Consider the following 15,699-nt stretch of genomic DNA (forward strand, 5'->3'; position numbering starts at 1 on the left):
CCGACATCAGCGCTTCGCGTGTCCCACCGTCTGCGTCAGCAGAATCTGCTGATCATTCGTCAACCCCATCGCTTTCGTCAGCGCATGGCGGTCAAACCAGGCCCGCACCACCGTGCCCAGCCCATGCGAGGCACAAAACAGGTACACGTTCTGCGCCATGGCACCCGCCGCCACCGAGGCGTAGGCCTCACGCTGCGCGGCGGGCACCATCTTCATGCGGCCGTGGTCCGCCACGTAGACCAGGTCCAGCGGCGCGTTGTCGACGAAGTCCTGGTAACCCGTCACACGGCGCACGTCTTCGGCCTTGATGAGCAGCAGCACGTGGCGTTGCGGCTCGTAGAGGTACAGGCCTTGCGGCAGCGCCACGTACAGGTCCACCTCCTGTGCGTTCATGGCCGAGGGCGAGGTGCGGCCGCCGTGCTCGGCACGGTTGATGCCGGCGGCGGCCCACAGCAGGTCCGACAGGGTTGGCGGCTCCAGCGCGTCAGGGCGGAAGTCGCGTTGGGACTGGCGCTGTTGCAGGGCCTGCATCAAGGGCAGGCCGCCCGTGGTCTGTGCCGGGGGCAGCGCCATTTCTCCAAGCACCGCGCCGCTGGCGGGCTGGCCGTGCAGTTGCCCCAGCACACCCAGGGCGAGTTTGGTCAAGGTGTTCATGGTTTCCTCTCTGCAGAAATCAGGCATCCAGGCACAGGTGCCTGTCCGCCCTTGCCCACGACCATGCGGATGGCAAACATCCAGGTGCCAGAGAAGACCGGCGCGGGTCCCACCCAGGAGGTTTCATCGTGTGCTTTTGTTCAGTCGCCGTCCAGGTGCGGGGGCGAGAGGCCTTCGGCCGGTTCACCGGTCTCGGGGTCGATCCAGTCCGAAATGCCAAGTTCACTCTCAGCCTCGCGCAGGCTCTCGCCAGGCTCGAGCGCTTCGAGGTCGGCAGCCTGCAGGTCGGCCAACGCGTCCTCGTAGCTGCTGAAGGGGCCAATCTCCTGCTTGCCATCAGGGGCGGTCCTGTAATAACCGTCGGGCCGCTTGACGATCTGTTCCTCCACCGCATCCGCGGTTTCCGGCACGGCCTTCATCGCGGCGGTCTCGCGTTCCGTCAGGGGGGTCTTGCGCTTCATGCCTTGCACCTTCCTTCTCGGCTGTCGTTCCCAATCCGTCGGACCTCGTGATGGCGGTCCGCATGCTGCGTGCATCCACCCGGCGGCGCCGGCGTTTCTTGAGCCGCGTCAAACGATGTCGAGCATGCCTGAGTCGGCGCCATTGTCAAAGCTGGTGTTTCATCCACCCGCGGTGCCGGTCGGGAGCGCCGCCAGCCACGGGCAGCGCTGTCGGGTCATTGGCCTGTTCGGGCATTCCGGGCGCAGGCCGTGCGTCAGCCTGAGCGTGGCCGCACCCACCACCAGGCCACCGCCACCAGCAGGGCATACGCCGTGTAGGCCGCCTCGAACACCCACCAGGGTGCGTCCCAATACAGCAGGCGCGCGAGCCAGTGTTCGATGAAACCTTCCGGGTAGCCGCCTTGCCCGGCCAGGTGCCGCAGGTCCTGCTCCCACACGGTCAGCGGGCAGAGCTGGCCGAGCCAGGTCTGGGCAGCGATGAACAGGATCAGCCCCAGATGCGTGACACGCAGGCCTCGGTGGTGCACCCAGCGCCAGCCCCGCGCGCCGCCGATGAGCACCAGTGGAAGCAGCCCGACGACGAACAGCACCACGCCCGCATGCAGCGCCATCAGGGCGTCGGCGAGATGGGCTGCGGTGGCGGGGGTCATGGCCGTCGGTGCTGCGCCCGAAGCAGGATGAGAAAGATTCGTCAGCGCTCGTTCGCGCCCTTGCCCGCCAGGATGTGTGGGCGCGCCTTCTCGATCCGCGACACGCGCGTGGCCGCCGTTTTTGCCGAGCTCAGAAGGATCGCGTAGCTGCGCTGGCGGCCCGGGGTGAGGCGGTGGAAGGCCTCGGCCAGTTCGGGGTCGGCGTCCATCGCGTCGACCAGCTCGTCGGGCAGTTCCAGCGCCTGCACCACTTTCAGTGGGCGGATGCCGGCGTCGGCATAGGCCATGGCTTCGAGCAGGTAGGCGTGGATGGCGCTGGCCCGTTCTTCGACCTGCTCGGTGGCGGTGAACCGGATCGAGTCGGGGTGCTGCGTGTTGGGGCCTTGCCGCTCCAGCAGACCCTCGGGGTCTTTCATCAGCGCGGCGTTGAAGAAGTTGAGCCGGAAGTCGCCCTGCAGCGCACCGATGAGCGCGATGTTGCGCCCGGCGTGCATGTAGCAGGGGTGGCCCCATTTCACCGTCTCGACCAGGCCCGCCGAGCGGCAGAGGGCGCGCAGCCGGGTCAGTCCGTCGTGCCACCGGTTGGCGGAGCAGGCGGGGGTGGCGAAGCGTTCGCAGCGGCCGCAGCCCTTGGCAAAGAAGTCCTCGATGTCCGTGATCATGGGGCGTCCTTCGTGGTCTGCCGGGTGGTGTGTGGTCGCGTGGTCAGCGGCGCCGCTGGAGCGGCGCTGGCAGCGGGTCGCCGGCCTGGCGTCGGCGGAACAGTGCGGCGCGTGCCAGCACGATGGTCGTGACCGGGGCCGAGATCGACAGCACGATGATGATCAGCCAGACGTGCAGGCTCAGTCCCGCCCCGCGCGTGCTGAAGTGCACGATGGAGGCCAGGGTGACGATCCAGGCGCCAAGCGTGGACGCCAGGGCCGGTGCGTGCATGCGCAGGAAAAAGTCGGGCAGTCTCCACAGGCCGAGCGCGGCCACAAGGACCAGCACGCCGCTGGACACCAGCAGGACTGCCACCAGGATGTCGGCCAGGGGGGGCATGGTCAGATCACCTCCCCGCGCAGCAGGAACTTGGCCATGGCGACCGACCCGACGAAGCCGAACAGCACCATCACCAGGGCGCCTTCGAAGTACATCTCGCTGTCGTAGCGGATGGCCAGCACCAGCAGGACCAGCATGCCCACCACGTAGACGAAGTCCATTGCGAGCACGCGGTCCTGCGCGTGGGGCCCGCGGAACAGCCGCATCACGCCGACGGCCATGGCGGCGGCGTAGAGAACCAGGGTGGTGGTGATTGCGATCGACAGCAGTGGACTCATTCGAAAATCTCCTTCAGCGGCTGTTCGTAGTCGGACTTGAAGTGCGCAATGAAGGTCGCCTCGTCGTCAAGATCGAACACATGGATCAGCAGCGCGCTGCGGTCGGGCGCGAGTTCCGACCACACGGTGCCCGGGATGACGGCGGTGATCATGGCCAGGGCCGCGAGGCCGTGCATGTCGTGCAGGTCCAGCGGCACGGCCACAAACGCGCCGCGCGGCGGGCGGCGCTGCCCCCGCCACACACCGAACGCCACCTGCACCGCCGAACGCAGCACGTCGCGGCCAACCCGCAGGATCAGGCGCAGCAGCACGCCCCAGCGCCGCAGGGGCCCGGGGCGAGGGCGCAGGGGCGCCATCAGCAGCGGCATCACCACGGCGACCACCAGGCCCAGCAGCACCTGGCCCAGGCTGAAGCTGCGGGTCAGCAGCAGCCAGCCGCCGAACAGGCCCAGCGAGAGCCAGGGCGATGGGAGCAGGTGCTTCATGGCGCACCTCCCGCCGCGCGGGGGACCGGCTGGGCACCCATCACCGCGTTGATGTAGAGGTCGGGGGCGTGCAGCCCCTCGGCCGCGGCCCGGGTGTAGGTGAGCGCGGTTTCGGCCTGCAGCACCATGGCCAGCGAAGCGGCCAGCAGGCCCGCAATCGGCAGGGTCTCGATCACGCGCAGGCGCGGCGGCGGGCGGTCCTGCGTGGTCCAGAAGTGGCGCATGCCCACCCGCATCAGCGACATGGCGGCGAACAGCCCCGAGAGGATCAGCAGCACGAACAGCGTCCAGGCCGCGGGCGTGCGCAGGTCGAGCAGCGCGGTGAGCATGGTCAGCTTGGCCACGAACCCGGACAGCGGCGGCAGCCCGGCCGTCACCATCGCCCAGACCGTGAAGGTGAGGCCCAGAAAAGCCAGTGCCGCCGGGATGGCGCGGCCGATGAGAGCCTCTTCATCGTCGTCGAGGTTGGTGCCCGGCGGTGGCTCGGCGTCGAAAAAGGCGGGCAGGGCGTAGTTGCCGTCGTCGACCTGCTGCGGGCCTGCTTCGACCTCGCGCGCACGATCCAGCAGTTCCACCAGCAGGAACAGCGCGCAGCCCGCCAGCGTGGAGCTGGCCAGGTAGAACAGCGCGCCGCCGCTGAGCGCCGGCGCATCGAAACCGATGGTGGCTACCAGCGTGCCCGAAGAGGCGATGACCGAGTAGCCCGCCAGCCGCGCCAGCTGCTGCGAGGCCAGCATGCCCACGGCCCCGAACACCAGCGTGGCGATTCCGCCCCAGACCAGCACCCCGCCGCCGAAGCCGGCCGAAGCGCCGGCGTCTGCCGGAAAACACAGCGTCCACAGACGCAGCACGGCGTACACGCCGACCTTGGTCAGGATGGCGAACACCGCCGCGGCCGGTGCGCTGGCCGCGGCATAGGCCGGTGGCAGCCAGAAGTTCAGCGGCCACAGACCGGCCTTGGCCAGGAAGGCGATCGCCAGGATGGCGGCCCCGGCGTGCAGCAGGCCGCGGTCGCTCGCGGGCACCGCCGGCAGCTTCTGCGCGATGTCGGCCATGTTCAGCGTGCCGGTGACGCCGTAGAGCACCGCCACGCCGATCAGGAACAGCAGCGAGGCGACCAGGTTGATGGTGATGTAGTGCAGGCCGGCGCGCACGCGTTCGCCCCCGCCGCCGTGCAGCAGCAGGCCATAGCTGGCGGCCAGCAGCACCTCGAAGAAGACGAAGAGGTTGAACAGGTCGGCCGTGAGGAAGGCGCCGTACAGCCCCATCAGCTGCAGCTGGAACAGCACATGGAAGTACACCCCGGCGTGTTGCCAGCGCGCCAGCGCGTACAGCAGCGAGGCCAGGCCCACGCAACCCGTCAGCACCACCATCAGGGCCGACAGCCGGTCCGCGACCAGCACGATGCCGAACGGCACGGACCAGTTGCCGGGCAGGTAGATGCCGAAGGCCGCCGGTGCATCGCGTCCGGCCACGTCCAGCAGCAAGGCGACGGCGATCACCAGCCCCAGGGCGGTGGACACCACGTTGGTCACGGCCTTCAGCCCGCGCCGGCCCTCGCCCAGCAGCAGCATCAGCGCGGCGGTGGCCAGCGGCAGCAGGATGGGCGCGACCAGCAGGTGGTTCAAACCTTCCGTCACAGGCGCTCCTCCTGGCCATCCACATGGTCGCCGCCGGACAGGCCGCGCAGCGCCAGCAGCACGACGAGGAACAGCGCCGTCGTCGCAAAGCCGATGACGATGGCCGTCAGCACCAGCGACTGCGGCAGCGGGTCGCTGTAGTTGACCAGGTCGGCCACCACGCCCGGCTTGACGATGGGCTCGCGGTCGATGGCCAGGCTGCCGACACTGAAGATGAACAGGTTGACCGCATAGGACAGCAGCGTCAGGCCGATCAGCACCTGGAAGGTCCGGGGCCGAAGGATCAGCCACACGCCCGCACTGGCCATCACGCCGATGGCGATCGAGATCACGGTTTCCATCCGGTGTCCTTTCTATCGTCGACGGCCACACCTTGCCGGCGGCGCGCGCGCAGCGACTGGTGGGCGATGGCGGTCAGCAGCAGCAGGGTCGAGCCCACGACGACCGCGAACACACCGAGGTCGAACAGGGCCGCCGTGGGCAGGTGCACCTCGCCGACCAGAGGCCAGGTCACGTGCGCGGTGTGGGTGGTCAGGAAGGGGTGTTCCAGTGCCAGGGAACCCAGCCCGGTGACCAGTGCGACCAGCAGGCCGGTGGCGATCCAGCGCGTGGGCAGCAGGTGCATCCGCGCCTCGACCCAGCGCGTGCCGCTGACCATGTACTGCGCGATGAAGGCAATCGCCACCACCAGTCCGGCGACGAACCCGCCGCCGGGTTCGTTGTGTCCGCGCATGAACAGGTGGAAGGCGAGCAGCCCGGCCACCGGCAGCAGCAGCCGCACCAGCACCGCCGGCACCTCCAGGTAGGGCGGCAGGTGGTCGTCGCCATCGCCGTCGCGATCGATCAGGTCGGCGCCGGCGGCATCGACGTGCACCTGTTGCTGCTCGGTCGGGTCCACCGTTTCGCGCGCCGGCCGGAAGCGGCGCAGCAGCGCATAGACCGTCAGGCCGACGATGCCCAGCACGGTGATCTCGCCCAGCGTGTCGAAGGCACGGAAGTCGACCAGCATCACGTTGACCACGTTCGTGCCGCCGCCTTCGGGCAGCGCCTTCTCGATGAAGAACGGTGAAATCGACTGGGGCGCCTGGCGCGTCAGCAGCGCATACGACAGCGCCGACAGGCCGACACCGATCAGCACCGCGAGCAGCATGTCGCGGCGCCGGCGCCACCGGGTGTGCAGGACCGTGCGCGGGTCGTCCAGCTCCCGCCGCTTGGGCAGCCAGCGCAGGCCCAGCAGGAACAGGACCAGGGTGACGACCTCGACGGAGAGCTGCGTCAGCGCGAGGTCGGGCGCGGAGAACCACGCAAACGTGATGCACATCGCCAGGCCGACGACGCTGAGCATGGTCAGCGCGGCCAGCCGGTGGAACTTGGCCTGGTTGGCGGCCCCGATGGCGCAGGCGCCGGCGATCAGCCAGAGCAGCACGAATTCGGGCGTGGCCGGCACGCGCGCGCGGTCGCCCCAGGTCAGGGGCACGATCAGCGCCGAGCCCAGGCCGGCCAGGCCTGCGATCAGCAGCATCGCGAACAGCTGCGGCTGGAGTCGGCGGGTGCCGAGCCAGCGGGTCAGGTGCCTGGCCGCGCCCGAGGCACGGGCCAGCCCGTTCTCGAACAGGCGCTTGCCGTCCAGCCGCTGCAGCAGCGGTGCGCCGCGCTGGCGGCGCTGCCTGAGGCGGCTGGCAAACCGCAGGTACACCAGCAGACCACCCACGGTGGCCACCAGGCTCATCACCAGCGGGGTGTTGAAGCCATGCCAGACCGCAAGGCTGTACTCGGGCAGGGTGCCGCCGACCACCGGTTGCGCCGCCAACGCGAGCACCGGCCCGATGGACCAGGCCGGCAGTGTGCCGACGACGACGCAGGCCAGCACGAGCAGCTCCACCGGCACGCGCATCCAGTGCGCCGGCTCGTGCGGATTGCGCGGCAGGCCCCGTGGCGGGGGGCCGAAGAACACGCCGTGGGCAAAGCGCAGCGAATACACCACCGCGAACACGCCGGCCAGTGTGGCCAGCGCCGGCAGGCCGTTCTCGATGACCGGGCTGGCGCTCACGAACACGGTTTCTGCAAAGAACATTTCCTTGGACAGGAAGCCGTTGAGCAGCGGCACACCGGCCATGGCCGCGCAGGCCACGATGGCCAGGGTGCCGGTGACGGGCAGGCTGCGCGACAGGCCCTGGAGGCGGCGCATGTCGCGCGTGCCGCTCTCGTGGTCGATGATGCCCACGGACATGAACAGCGAGGCCTTGAAGGTGGCGTGGTTCATCATGTGGAAAACCGCGGCCACCGCAGCCAGCGGGCTGTTGAGCCCCAGCAGCAGCGTGATCAGGCCCAGGTGGCTGATCGTCGAGTAGGCGAGCAGGCCCTTCAGGTCGTTCTGGAACATGGCCACGTAGCTGCCCAGCAGCAGCGTGACCAGGCCCGCACCGCCCACGATCCAGAACCATTCGTCGGTGCCGGAGAGCACGGGCCACAGGCGCGCCAGCAGGAACACGCCGGCCTTGACCATGGTGGCCGAGTGCAGGTAGGCCGAGACCGGCGTGGGTGCGGCCATCGCATGCGGCAGCCAGAAATGGAACGGGAACTGCGCGCTCTTGGTCAGCGCGCCCAGCAGCACCAGACACAGCGCCAGCGGATAGAGCGGGTGGGCGCGCACCAGATCGCCCGAGCGCAGCACCGCTTCAAGCTCGTGGCTGCCCACGATGTGCCCCAGCACCAGCACGCCGGCCAGCAAGGCCAGACCACCCGTGGCGGTGACGGTGAAGGCCATGCGCGCGCCGCGGCGGGCGTCCTTGCGGTGGGTCCAGTAGCCGATCAGCAGGAACGAGAACACGCTGGTGAGCTCCCAGAACACCACCAGCTGCACCAGATTGCCCGAAACCACGACGCCGAGCATGGCGCCCATGAAGCCCAGCAGCAGCGAATAGAAGCGTGCGGCCGGGTCGTCGCTCGACAGGTAATAGCGCGCGTAGACGATGACCAGCAGGCCCATGCCGCTGACCAGCATCGCGAACATCCACGCGAAACCGTCCAGGCGGATGACGACATCGATACCCAGGCTGGGCAGCCAGGCCAGGCGCTCGGTCACGACGGCGCCTGCGCTCACCGCCGGGTACAGCCAGGCCACCTTCGCGCCAATCACCAGAGCGACGGCCGCGGCCCAGAGCGACACGATGTTGCGCGCGCTGGTGGGCAGCAGCGCAGCGACCAGGCTTCCGAAGAATGGCAGGGACAGCAGCAAGAGCAACGACATGGTTGCGAGTCTACTGGCGGCTCATCCCCAGACGCGCCCTGGCCGGCTGTGGCCCCGCGAGAGAACCGGGCACCCCGGGACCGGTCACCAGCCGGTCCGCACCGGTGCGGGCGGCGTCACTTGCGCGCGCTGACCAGCAGCACCAGGCCGCCCGCCACGATGGCGGCCACGCCGGCCCACACGGGGATGTTGACCCGGTTTTCTTCCCGGACCTTGAGTTCCAGCGGACCCAGTTTGGCGGCGGTGCTTTCCGTTGTGTACGAGAAGCCGCCGTACACCAGGGCGGCGATCCCGGCGACGATGACGATCAAGGCGGCGATGCGTGCGATTCCCATGGTGCTGGCTCCTGAAAGGGGACGGTCGGCCCCGTGGCGTCATTGGACCCGGGCCGGTGTTCCGTGTCCGTAGGATAGGTCCTATGCTCCTCGTAGGCCAGGGCCGCGGGCGCAAAAAAAAGCCGCCATCGCACGGGGCGAGGCGGCTTGCGCGCATGGCCTGTTCAGACAGGCGGCGCGCAGCTCTGAGCGGGGATCAGTTCTTCGGGTAGTCCGAGATCACCTTCCACTTGCCGTCGACGATCTGCGACAGGCGCGATGCGTTGCTGCCCAGGCGCTTCTGCGGGCCGAAGCTGGCGGGCGCGCTGCCGAAGATGTCGGTGGGGATCGTCATCGTGTCCATCACCTTGATGAAGCTGTCGGTGCTCAGGCCTGGCCCGGCCTTGCCCGCGACCTTGGCGAAGGTGTCGATGATGTTGTAGCCGTAGACCGAGAACACGGTGGGGTCTTCGTTGAACTTGGTCTTGTACTTGTTGGCCCAGAAGCGCACCGGCTGCGAGGCGTCGTCCAGGTAGGGGTTCTGCACCGTCATGGTGGCGTACAGGCCGTTCATGGCCGGGCCACCGAGCTTGTGGATCAGGTCGGTGTAGAGCGCGCTGCTGCCCATGAAGGTGGGGTTGAAGCCGAGCTTGCGGGCGGTGGCGATGGTGCCCACGGTCTCGCGGATGATGGTGCCGAGCACGACGAAGTCGCACTGCGCGGCGGCCAGCTTCTGCATCTGCGAGCCGAATTCGGTGGCACCGCGCTTGAAGCTGGCCTCTTCGGCCATTTCCATGCCGATGGACTTCAGGCCTTCCTTGGCACCGCGCACCACTTCCAGACCGAACTCGTCGTCCTGGTAGACGGTGCAGACCTTCTTGGCACCTTTTTCCTTCACCACCAGCGGCAGCGAGTTTTTCATCTGGTCGAAGTAGGTGGCCGCGAAGGAGTACTTGAGCTTGTGGAAGGGCTCGTACATCTCGCGCGCGGCGGTGATGGGGAAGAAGTTGATCACGTTCTTCTGGAACTGCACCGGCATGGCGGCCATGTTCTGCGCCGTGCCGATGTGGCCGACCATCATGAAGATCTTGTCCTGGTTGACCAGCTTCTGCGCCGCCAGAACGGCGGTCTTGGGGTCGTACTTGCTGTCTTCCACCAGCAGCCTGAGCTTGCGGCCGTTGATGCCGCCCTGCTCGTTGATCTCGTCCACGCGCAGCATCATGCCCAGGCGGGCCTGCTTGCCGAAGCCGGCGAGCGGGCCGGAGAGGTCCTGGATGGAGCCGAGGACGATTTCGTCCTTGCTCACGCCTTGCGACTGTGCGAAGGTGGCGCCGGCCGTGAGTGCCAGCGCGGCGGCGGTCAGAGTGAGTCGGGCTTTCATGGGGGCTTGTCTCCTGGGTGGAAAAAACGGGGCGGCCGGATCAGCGGTACATGGCCTCGATCTGTTCGGCGTATTTCTGCTGCACCAGCTTGCGTTTGAGCTTCATGGTGGGCGTGAGTTCTTCGTCCTCGGCGGTCAGCTGGGTGTCGAGCAGCCAGAATTTCTTGATCTGCTCGACGCGGGCGAACTTCCTGTTGGTGGCGTCGATCACGTCCTGGATCAGCTGCTGCACCTCGGGGGAGCGTGTCAGGCTGGCGTAGTTGGAGAAGGGCACGTCGTTGTCCTGTGCAAACTTCTCCACGTTCTCCTGGTCGATCATGATGATCACGGTGAGGTAGGCCCGCTTGTCGCCGATCACCACCGCGTCGGTGATGTAGGGCGAGAACTTGAGTTCGTTCTCCAGCTCGCTGGGGGTGATGTTCTTGCCCCCTGCGGTGATGATGATGTCCTTCATGCGGTCGGTGATGCGGAAAAACCCTTCCTCATCCACCACGCCCACGTCGCCCGTGTGCAGCCAGCCGTCCTTGTCGATGGTCTCGGCCGTCTTCTCGGGCAGGTTCAGGTAGCCCATGAACACGTTGGGCCCGCGCACCAGGATCTCGCCGGTCTGCGGGTCGAGCTTCACCTCGTTGTACTGCGCGGCCGGGCCGATGCTGCCGGGCTTGATGCGCTCGGCCGGGATGCCGGTGGAGGCGCCGCAGGTCTCGGTCATGCCCCAGACCTCCAGCATGGGCACGCCCAGGGCGAGGTACCAGCGCACCAGCTCGGGCGAGATCGGCGCCGCGCCGGTGACCAGGAAGCGCGCGCGGTGGATGCCGATCAGCTTGCGCACGTTGTCCAGCACCAGCAGGCGTGCGGCGCGGAACTGCCACTGCAGGCTGCCGGGCACGGCCTCACCCTTGAGCACATGGTCGGCCACGCGCTGGCCCACGCCGATGGCCCAGGCGTAGGCCGCCTGCTGCAGCTTGCTGGCTTCCTTGAGCGCGATCATCACGCCCGAATAGAACTTCTCCCACACGCGCGGCACCGCGGTGAACACGGTGGGCGCGATCTCGCGCACGTTCTCGGGCACGGTCTCGGGGTTCTCGACGAAGTTGAGCCTGGCGCCGGTGTAGAGAGAGAAATACTCGCCGCCCATGCGCTCGGCGATGTGGCACAGCGGCAGGAAGCACATGCACTCGTCGTGCTGGTCGCGCGCGATCAGCGTGTTGTAGCCGCGCACGGTGTAGACCAGCCCCTGGTGCGCGTGCATGGCGCCCTTGGGCTTGCCGGTGGTGCCCGAGGTGTAGACCAGGATGGCCAGGTCGGCGGGTTTCACGGCGGCCACGCGCTGCGCCAGCGCCTGCGGGTGCTGTGCCAGGTGCTGGCGGCCAAGCTCGCGCAGTGCGTCCAGGCTGATGACCATGGGGTCGTGGAAGTCGCGCAGGCCGTCCATGTCGAACACCACGATCTTCTTCAGGCGCGGCAGGTGTTCGCGCACCTCCAGCGCCTTGTCCAGCTGCTCATCGTCTTCCACGAACAGCACGGTGGTGCCCGAGTCTTCGCTGAGGAACTGCACCTGTTCGGCCGCGTCGGTCGGGTAGATGCCATTCGACACGCCGTTGGCGCTGAGCACGGCGATGTCGCACAGCACCCACTCCACATTGGTGTTGGAGAGGATGGATGCGGTTTCGCGCGCATCGAAACCGATGGCCAGCAGGCCGTGCCCGATCTCGCGCACCGCCTGGCCCACCTGGGTCCAGGTCCAGCTGCGCCAGATGCCGAATTCTTTCTGCCGCAACCAGATGTCGGGGCCGCGTTGTTGCACCGCGTTCCAGAAGATCGCGGGAATGGTGTCGCCGGGCATGACCACCTCGGTCTGCGGGCGGATGGCGGAGAGATCCCACAAGTAACTCATGCGCTCACCTCCAGTTCTTCTTCTTTTTCCAGCGGCGGTCGGCGCGCACGCCGGCTTCCTTCATGCCGAGGTAGAACTCCTTGATGTCGTCCTTCTCGCGCAGGCGGGCGCAGGTGTCTTCCATCACGATGCGGCCGTTCTCCAGCACGTAGCCGTAATCGGACGCGTTGAGCGCCATGTTGGCGTTCTGCTCCACCAGCAGGATGGTGGTGCCGCGCTCGCGGTTGATGCGCACCACGATCTCGAAGATTTCCTTGGTCAGCTTGGGCGAGAGACCGAGGCTGGGCTCGTCCAGCAGGATCAGGTCGGGGTTGGCCATCAGCGCGCGGCTGATCGCCAGCATCTGCTGCTGGCCGCCCGAGAGCAGTCCGGCGTCCTGCGCAGCACGCTCGCGCAGGATCGGGAAGTAGTTGAAGACCAGCTCCATGTCCCGCGCCACGCCGTCGCGGTCGCTGCGGGTGTAGGCGCCCATGAGCAGGTTGTCGCGCACCGAGAGCAGCGGAAACACCTCGCGGCCTTCGGGCACGTGCATCAGCCCCTGCTGCACGATCAGCGCCGGGTCCTGCGCGGTGATGTCGTTGCCCTTGAATTCGATGCTGCCCTTGCGCGGGTCGATGATGCCGCTGATGGTCTTGAGGATGGTGGTCTTGCCGGCGCCGTTGCTGCCCAGCACGGTGGCGATCTCGCCGCGCCGCACCTGCAGGCTCACGCCGCGGATGGCCTTGATGGGGCCGTAGGCGCTCTCGACGTTGAGCAGCTTGAGCACGGCCTGGTCCGATACGGGTGTGCTCATGCCCCGGCCCTCACATGGTTCTCGCGGCGCAGGCTGGACACGTCGTCCACCGTGCCGAGGTAGGCCTCGATCACGCCGGGGTGGCTCTGCACCTCGGCCGGCGTGCCGGTGGCCAGCTCGGCGCCCATGCTCATGGCCAGCACGCGGTCGGACACCTTGGACACGAGGGTCATGTCGTGTTCGACCATCAGCACCGTCACGCCCAGCTCGTTCTTGATGTCGCTGATCCAGAACGCCATGTCCTCGGTTTCCTCCACGTTCAGGCCCGACGACGGTTCGTCCAGCAGCAGCAGGCGCGGTTCGGTGCACAGCGCGCGCGCCAGCTCCACCACCTTGCGCACGCCATACGGCAGGCCGGCCACCATCGACTCGCGGTGGTGCTGCAGGTCGAGGAAGTCGATCACCTGCTCCACCTTCTCGCGCGCGGCGATCTCGGCGGCGCGGGTCTTGCCGGTGAAGAGCAGCTCGCTCCACAGCCCGGTCTGCCGGTGGGTGTGGCGGCCGATCAGCAGGTTCTGCAGCACCGTGGCGTGCTCGAACAACTCGATGTTCTGGAAGGTGCGTGCGATGCCCAGGCCGGCCACCTTGTGCGGTGGCAGGTCGGTCAGCTTCAGCGGCCCCTGGTGGCTGGCGAAGTGGATCTCGCCGCTGGTGGGCGTGTAGATGCGGCTGATCAGGTTGAACACCGTGGTCTTGCCCGCGCCGTTGGGGCCGATGAGGGTGAACACCTCGCCCTTCCTGACGTCGAAGCTCACCTTGTTGACCGCCAGCACGCCGCCGAAGCGCACGCTGAGGTCCCGGGCCGAGAGGAGGATGTCGTCGTTCATGGCGCTCATTTCAGACGGTCCGATTTCTGGAACGACTTCTGCCGCTTGAACATGCCCTTGCGGTAGAACGGGAACAGCTGGAACCAGGTGCGGACCTTGAGCCAGCGGCCATACAGCCCCATGGGCTCGAACAGCACGAAGGCGATCAGCACCGCGCCGTAGACCGTGCCCTGCAGGCCGGTGGACTGGCCGATGGCCTCGGGCAGGAAGTCCTTGGCCAGGGCGATCAGCTGCGGCATCACGATCAGGAACATCGCGCCCAGGAAGGCGCCATGGATCGAGCCCAGCCCGCCGATCACCACCATCAGCAGCAGGTCGATGGACTGGATGATGGAGAACTGGTCGGGCGAGAGGAACTGGATCTTGTGCGCGTACAGCGCGCCGCCGATGCCGGCCAGCGCGGCCGACAAGGCGAAGCTCAGCGTCTTGTAGCGCGCCAGGTGGATGCCCATGCTCTGCGCCGAGATCTCGGAGTCGCGGATGGCCACGAAGGCGCGGCCGGTGGGCGCGCGCAGCAGGTTGACGATGGCCAGCGTGGCGCCCACGCAGAGCACCAGGCAGAGGAAGTAGAAGCCTTCGGTGGAGTCGATGGTCCAGCCGCCGATGGCCGGCGGGTTGACCACCAGGCCGGCATTGCCGCCGGTCACGTGCTCCCAGCGCGCCAGGCCTTCCTCGACGATGAAGCCAAACGCCAGCGTGGCCATGCCCAGGTAGATGCCCTTGACGCGCAGCGCCGGCAGGCCCACCACCATGCCCACCGCGGCGGAGAGCAGGCCGGCGCAGGCGATGGAGACAGGGAAAGGCCAGCCCGCGTTGGTGAGCACCGCCTCGGTGTAGGCGCCCACGCCGAGGAAGGCCGCGTGGCCGAGCGAGAACAGGCCGGTGAAGCCGGCCAGCAGCATCAGCCCCAGACCGACGATGGCGTAGATCAGCACGAAGGTCAGCTGCGCCAGCCAGTACTCGGGCAGGGTCCAGGGCGCCACCGCGAGGAACAGGCCCAGCAGGCTGTACCAGAACACATGACCACCGTGTTTGGCCAGCCGGATGTCCTGGTCGTAGTCGGTCTTGAAAATGAAACGCATCGGTTCAGACCTTTTTGCGCAGCTTCTCGCCGAACAGGCCGTTCGGCTTGAGCACCAGCATCAGCAGCACCACGATGTAGGGCGCGATGTCCTTGAAACCTTCGGGCAGGTAGAAGCCAGAGAGTGCCTCCACGATGCCGATCACCAGCCCGCCGACGATCGCGCCGGGCAGGCTGCCGAAGCCGCCCACCACCGCCGCCGGAAAGGCCTTGAGGCCGATGAACCCCATGTTGGCGTGCACGAAGGTGATGGGCGCCAGCAGCAGGCCGGCGATGGCGGCGACACCGGCCGCCAGGCCCCAGACCAGGCCGTTGAGCCGTTTGACCGGAATGCCCATGTAGTAGGCGGCCAGCTGGTTCTGCGACGAGGCCTGCATGGCGATGCCCAGCTTGCTGTACTTGAACATGGCGAACAGGCCGCCGCAGAGCACGGCCGTCACGCCGATGATCACCAGCTGCTCGGCGGCGAGCACCAGGCCGCCCATGCTCAGCACCTCGCCCGCGTAAGGCACGGCCAGAGAATGGGTGTCGGTGCCGATGTTGGGGATCATGGTGATCACGCCGCGCAGCACGTAGCCCACGCCGATGGTCAGCATCACGATGGAGAAGGCCGGCTGACCCAGGATGGGGCGGATCACCATGCGTTCGAGCAGCACGCCGAACAGGCCCATGCCGATGACGGCCGCCAGCACCGAGACCCAGAAGGGAAACCCCAGCAGGGTCATGGTGAGCAGGCCACCGAAGGCGCCGACCATCATCAGGTCCCCCTGCGCGAAGCTCACCGTCTCGGTGGCCTTGTAGATCAGCACGAAGCCCAGGGCAATGAGTCCGTAGATGCATCCCTGGGCCACACCGCCGATCAGCAGTTGCAGCAGTTGCACGCACTGTCTCCTTTGTTGTTGTGGACACAGGGCGCTGCAAATGCTGTGGCGCAGGGTCCAGCTGTG

Annotated in this window: 17 protein-coding genes; all 17 read right to left on the minus strand. The window is 67.6% G+C overall.

From position 1 onward, the window contains the following. Positions 1-6 precede the first annotated feature (6 nt). The 17 genes from HPF_RS03755 to HPF_RS03835 all read right to left on the minus strand — a co-directional run bounded on the left by HPF_RS03755 (position 7) and on the right by HPF_RS03835 (position 15,633). Positions 7-654 carry a SagB/ThcOx family dehydrogenase gene (locus HPF_RS03755; protein WP_133155792.1) on the minus strand — a complete coding sequence of 216 codons (648 nt, stop codon included), beginning with the start codon at positions 652-654 and terminating at the stop codon, positions 7-9. 140 nt (positions 655-794) lie between these two features. Continuing rightward, positions 795-1,115, minus strand: coding sequence for a hypothetical protein (locus tag HPF_RS03760; RefSeq protein WP_243721675.1), 321 nt, complete (start codon positions 1,113-1,115; stop codon positions 795-797). Between the two features lie 254 nt (positions 1,116-1,369). After that, positions 1,370-1,765: a DUF2784 domain-containing protein gene (locus tag HPF_RS03765; RefSeq protein ID WP_066153663.1), complete on the minus strand. Its 396-nt coding sequence runs from the start codon at positions 1,763-1,765 to the stop codon at positions 1,370-1,372. A gap of 41 nt (positions 1,766-1,806) precedes the next feature. Continuing rightward, positions 1,807-2,427, minus strand: coding sequence for a YdeI/OmpD-associated family protein (locus tag HPF_RS03770; RefSeq protein ID WP_133155793.1), 621 nt, complete (start codon positions 2,425-2,427; stop codon positions 1,807-1,809). Positions 2,428-2,470: 43 nt separating this feature from the next. After that, positions 2,471-2,806 carry a monovalent cation/H(+) antiporter subunit G gene (mnhG, locus tag HPF_RS03775; RefSeq protein ID WP_066153657.1) on the minus strand — a complete coding sequence of 112 codons (336 nt, stop codon included), beginning with the start codon at positions 2,804-2,806 and terminating at the stop codon, positions 2,471-2,473. 2 nt (positions 2,807-2,808) lie between these two features. After that, positions 2,809-3,084 carry a K+/H+ antiporter subunit F gene (locus tag HPF_RS03780; RefSeq protein WP_066153653.1) on the minus strand — a complete coding sequence of 92 codons (276 nt, stop codon included), beginning with the start codon at positions 3,082-3,084 and terminating at the stop codon, positions 2,809-2,811. Beyond that, positions 3,081-3,569 (minus strand): Na+/H+ antiporter subunit E, encoded by a 489-nt coding sequence (locus tag HPF_RS03785; RefSeq protein WP_133155794.1) that lies wholly within the window; start codon positions 3,567-3,569, stop codon positions 3,081-3,083. The genes HPF_RS03780 and HPF_RS03785 overlap by 4 nt, the downstream gene beginning before the upstream one ends. Beyond that, positions 3,566-5,143: a monovalent cation/H+ antiporter subunit D gene (locus HPF_RS03790; RefSeq protein WP_243721747.1), complete on the minus strand. Its 1,578-nt coding sequence runs from the start codon at positions 5,141-5,143 to the stop codon at positions 3,566-3,568. The genes HPF_RS03785 and HPF_RS03790 overlap by 4 nt, the downstream gene beginning before the upstream one ends. Before the next feature lie 62 nt (positions 5,144-5,205). Beyond that, positions 5,206-5,550 (minus strand): Na+/H+ antiporter subunit C, encoded by a 345-nt coding sequence (locus tag HPF_RS03795; protein WP_066153648.1) that lies wholly within the window; start codon positions 5,548-5,550, stop codon positions 5,206-5,208. After that, positions 5,538-8,459 carry a monovalent cation/H+ antiporter subunit A gene (locus tag HPF_RS03800; protein ID WP_133155795.1) on the minus strand — a complete coding sequence of 974 codons (2,922 nt, stop codon included), beginning with the start codon at positions 8,457-8,459 and terminating at the stop codon, positions 5,538-5,540. Before HPF_RS03800 ends, HPF_RS03795 begins: the two co-directional genes overlap by 13 nt. A gap of 116 nt (positions 8,460-8,575) precedes the next feature. Further along, positions 8,576-8,794 (minus strand): hypothetical protein, encoded by a 219-nt coding sequence (locus HPF_RS03805; RefSeq protein ID WP_066153642.1) that lies wholly within the window; start codon positions 8,792-8,794, stop codon positions 8,576-8,578. Between the two features lie 196 nt (positions 8,795-8,990). Next, positions 8,991-10,154, minus strand: coding sequence for an ABC transporter substrate-binding protein (locus HPF_RS03810; protein ID WP_133155796.1), 1,164 nt, complete (start codon positions 10,152-10,154; stop codon positions 8,991-8,993). Between the two features lie 40 nt (positions 10,155-10,194). Further along, complete coding sequence (locus HPF_RS03815; protein ID WP_133155797.1) at positions 10,195-12,051, minus strand: AMP-dependent synthetase/ligase; 1,857 nt, start codon at positions 12,049-12,051, stop codon at positions 10,195-10,197. 4 nt (positions 12,052-12,055) lie between these two features. Then, the gene (locus tag HPF_RS03820) at positions 12,056-12,844 is read right to left on the minus strand and encodes an ABC transporter ATP-binding protein (protein WP_079364408.1); all 789 of its coding nucleotides are present in this window, start codon (positions 12,842-12,844) and stop codon (positions 12,056-12,058) included. Then, a complete protein-coding gene (locus HPF_RS03825; RefSeq protein ID WP_133155798.1) occupies positions 12,841-13,671 on the minus strand; it encodes an ABC transporter ATP-binding protein in 831 nt (276 codons plus the stop codon). Before HPF_RS03825 ends, HPF_RS03820 begins: the two co-directional genes overlap by 4 nt. A gap of 5 nt (positions 13,672-13,676) precedes the next feature. After that, positions 13,677-14,753 carry a branched-chain amino acid ABC transporter permease gene (locus tag HPF_RS03830; protein WP_127804666.1) on the minus strand — a complete coding sequence of 359 codons (1,077 nt, stop codon included), beginning with the start codon at positions 14,751-14,753 and terminating at the stop codon, positions 13,677-13,679. 4 nt (positions 14,754-14,757) lie between these two features. Then, positions 14,758-15,633, minus strand: coding sequence for a branched-chain amino acid ABC transporter permease (locus tag HPF_RS03835; protein ID WP_133155799.1), 876 nt, complete (start codon positions 15,631-15,633; stop codon positions 14,758-14,760). Positions 15,634-15,699: the final 66 nt, after the last annotated feature.

Source organism: Hydrogenophaga pseudoflava, assembly GCF_004353865.1.
In the GTDB taxonomy this organism is placed as follows: Bacteria; Pseudomonadota; Gammaproteobacteria; order Burkholderiales; family Burkholderiaceae_C; genus Hydrogenophaga; species Hydrogenophaga pseudoflava.

Excerpts from the sequence above, each read along its gene's own strand:
- HPF_RS03805 (WP_066153642.1), bottom strand. The coding sequence starts at position 8,794 with ATGGGAATCGCACGCATCGCCGCCTTGATCGTCATCGTCGCCGGGATC.
- HPF_RS03785 (WP_133155794.1), bottom strand. The coding sequence starts at position 3,569 with ATGAAGCACCTGCTCCCATCGCCCTGGCTCTCGCTGGGCCTGTTCGGC.
- HPF_RS03765 (WP_066153663.1), bottom strand. The coding sequence starts at position 1,765 with ATGACCCCCGCCACCGCAGCCCATCTCGCCGACGCCCTGATGGCGCTG.
- HPF_RS03755 (WP_133155792.1), bottom strand. The coding sequence starts at position 654 with ATGAACACCTTGACCAAACTCGCCCTGGGTGTGCTGGGGCAACTGCAC.
- HPF_RS03790 (WP_243721747.1), bottom strand. The coding sequence starts at position 5,143 with ATGCTGCTGCTGGGCGAGGGCCGGCGCGGGCTGAAGGCCGTGACCAAC.
- HPF_RS03820 (WP_079364408.1), bottom strand. The coding sequence starts at position 12,844 with ATGAGCACACCCGTATCGGACCAGGCCGTGCTCAAGCTGCTCAACGTC.
- HPF_RS03760 (WP_243721675.1), bottom strand. The coding sequence starts at position 1,115 with ATGAAGCGCAAGACCCCCCTGACGGAACGCGAGACCGCCGCGATGAAG.
- HPF_RS03780 (WP_066153653.1), bottom strand. The coding sequence starts at position 3,084 with ATGAGTCCACTGCTGTCGATCGCAATCACCACCACCCTGGTTCTCTAC.
- HPF_RS03810 (WP_133155796.1), bottom strand. The coding sequence starts at position 10,154 with ATGAAAGCCCGACTCACTCTGACCGCCGCCGCGCTGGCACTCACGGCC.
- HPF_RS03800 (WP_133155795.1), bottom strand. The coding sequence starts at position 8,459 with ATGTCGTTGCTCTTGCTGCTGTCCCTGCCATTCTTCGGAAGCCTGGTC.
- HPF_RS03815 (WP_133155797.1), bottom strand. The coding sequence starts at position 12,051 with ATGAGTTACTTGTGGGATCTCTCCGCCATCCGCCCGCAGACCGAGGTG.
- HPF_RS03770 (WP_133155793.1), bottom strand. The coding sequence starts at position 2,427 with ATGATCACGGACATCGAGGACTTCTTTGCCAAGGGCTGCGGCCGCTGC.
- HPF_RS03795 (WP_066153648.1), bottom strand. The coding sequence starts at position 5,550 with ATGGAAACCGTGATCTCGATCGCCATCGGCGTGATGGCCAGTGCGGGC.
- HPF_RS03825 (WP_133155798.1), bottom strand. The coding sequence starts at position 13,671 with ATGAACGACGACATCCTCCTCTCGGCCCGGGACCTCAGCGTGCGCTTC.
- HPF_RS03830 (WP_127804666.1), bottom strand. The coding sequence starts at position 14,753 with ATGCGTTTCATTTTCAAGACCGACTACGACCAGGACATCCGGCTGGCC.
- mnhG (WP_066153657.1), bottom strand. The coding sequence starts at position 2,806 with ATGCCCCCCCTGGCCGACATCCTGGTGGCAGTCCTGCTGGTGTCCAGC.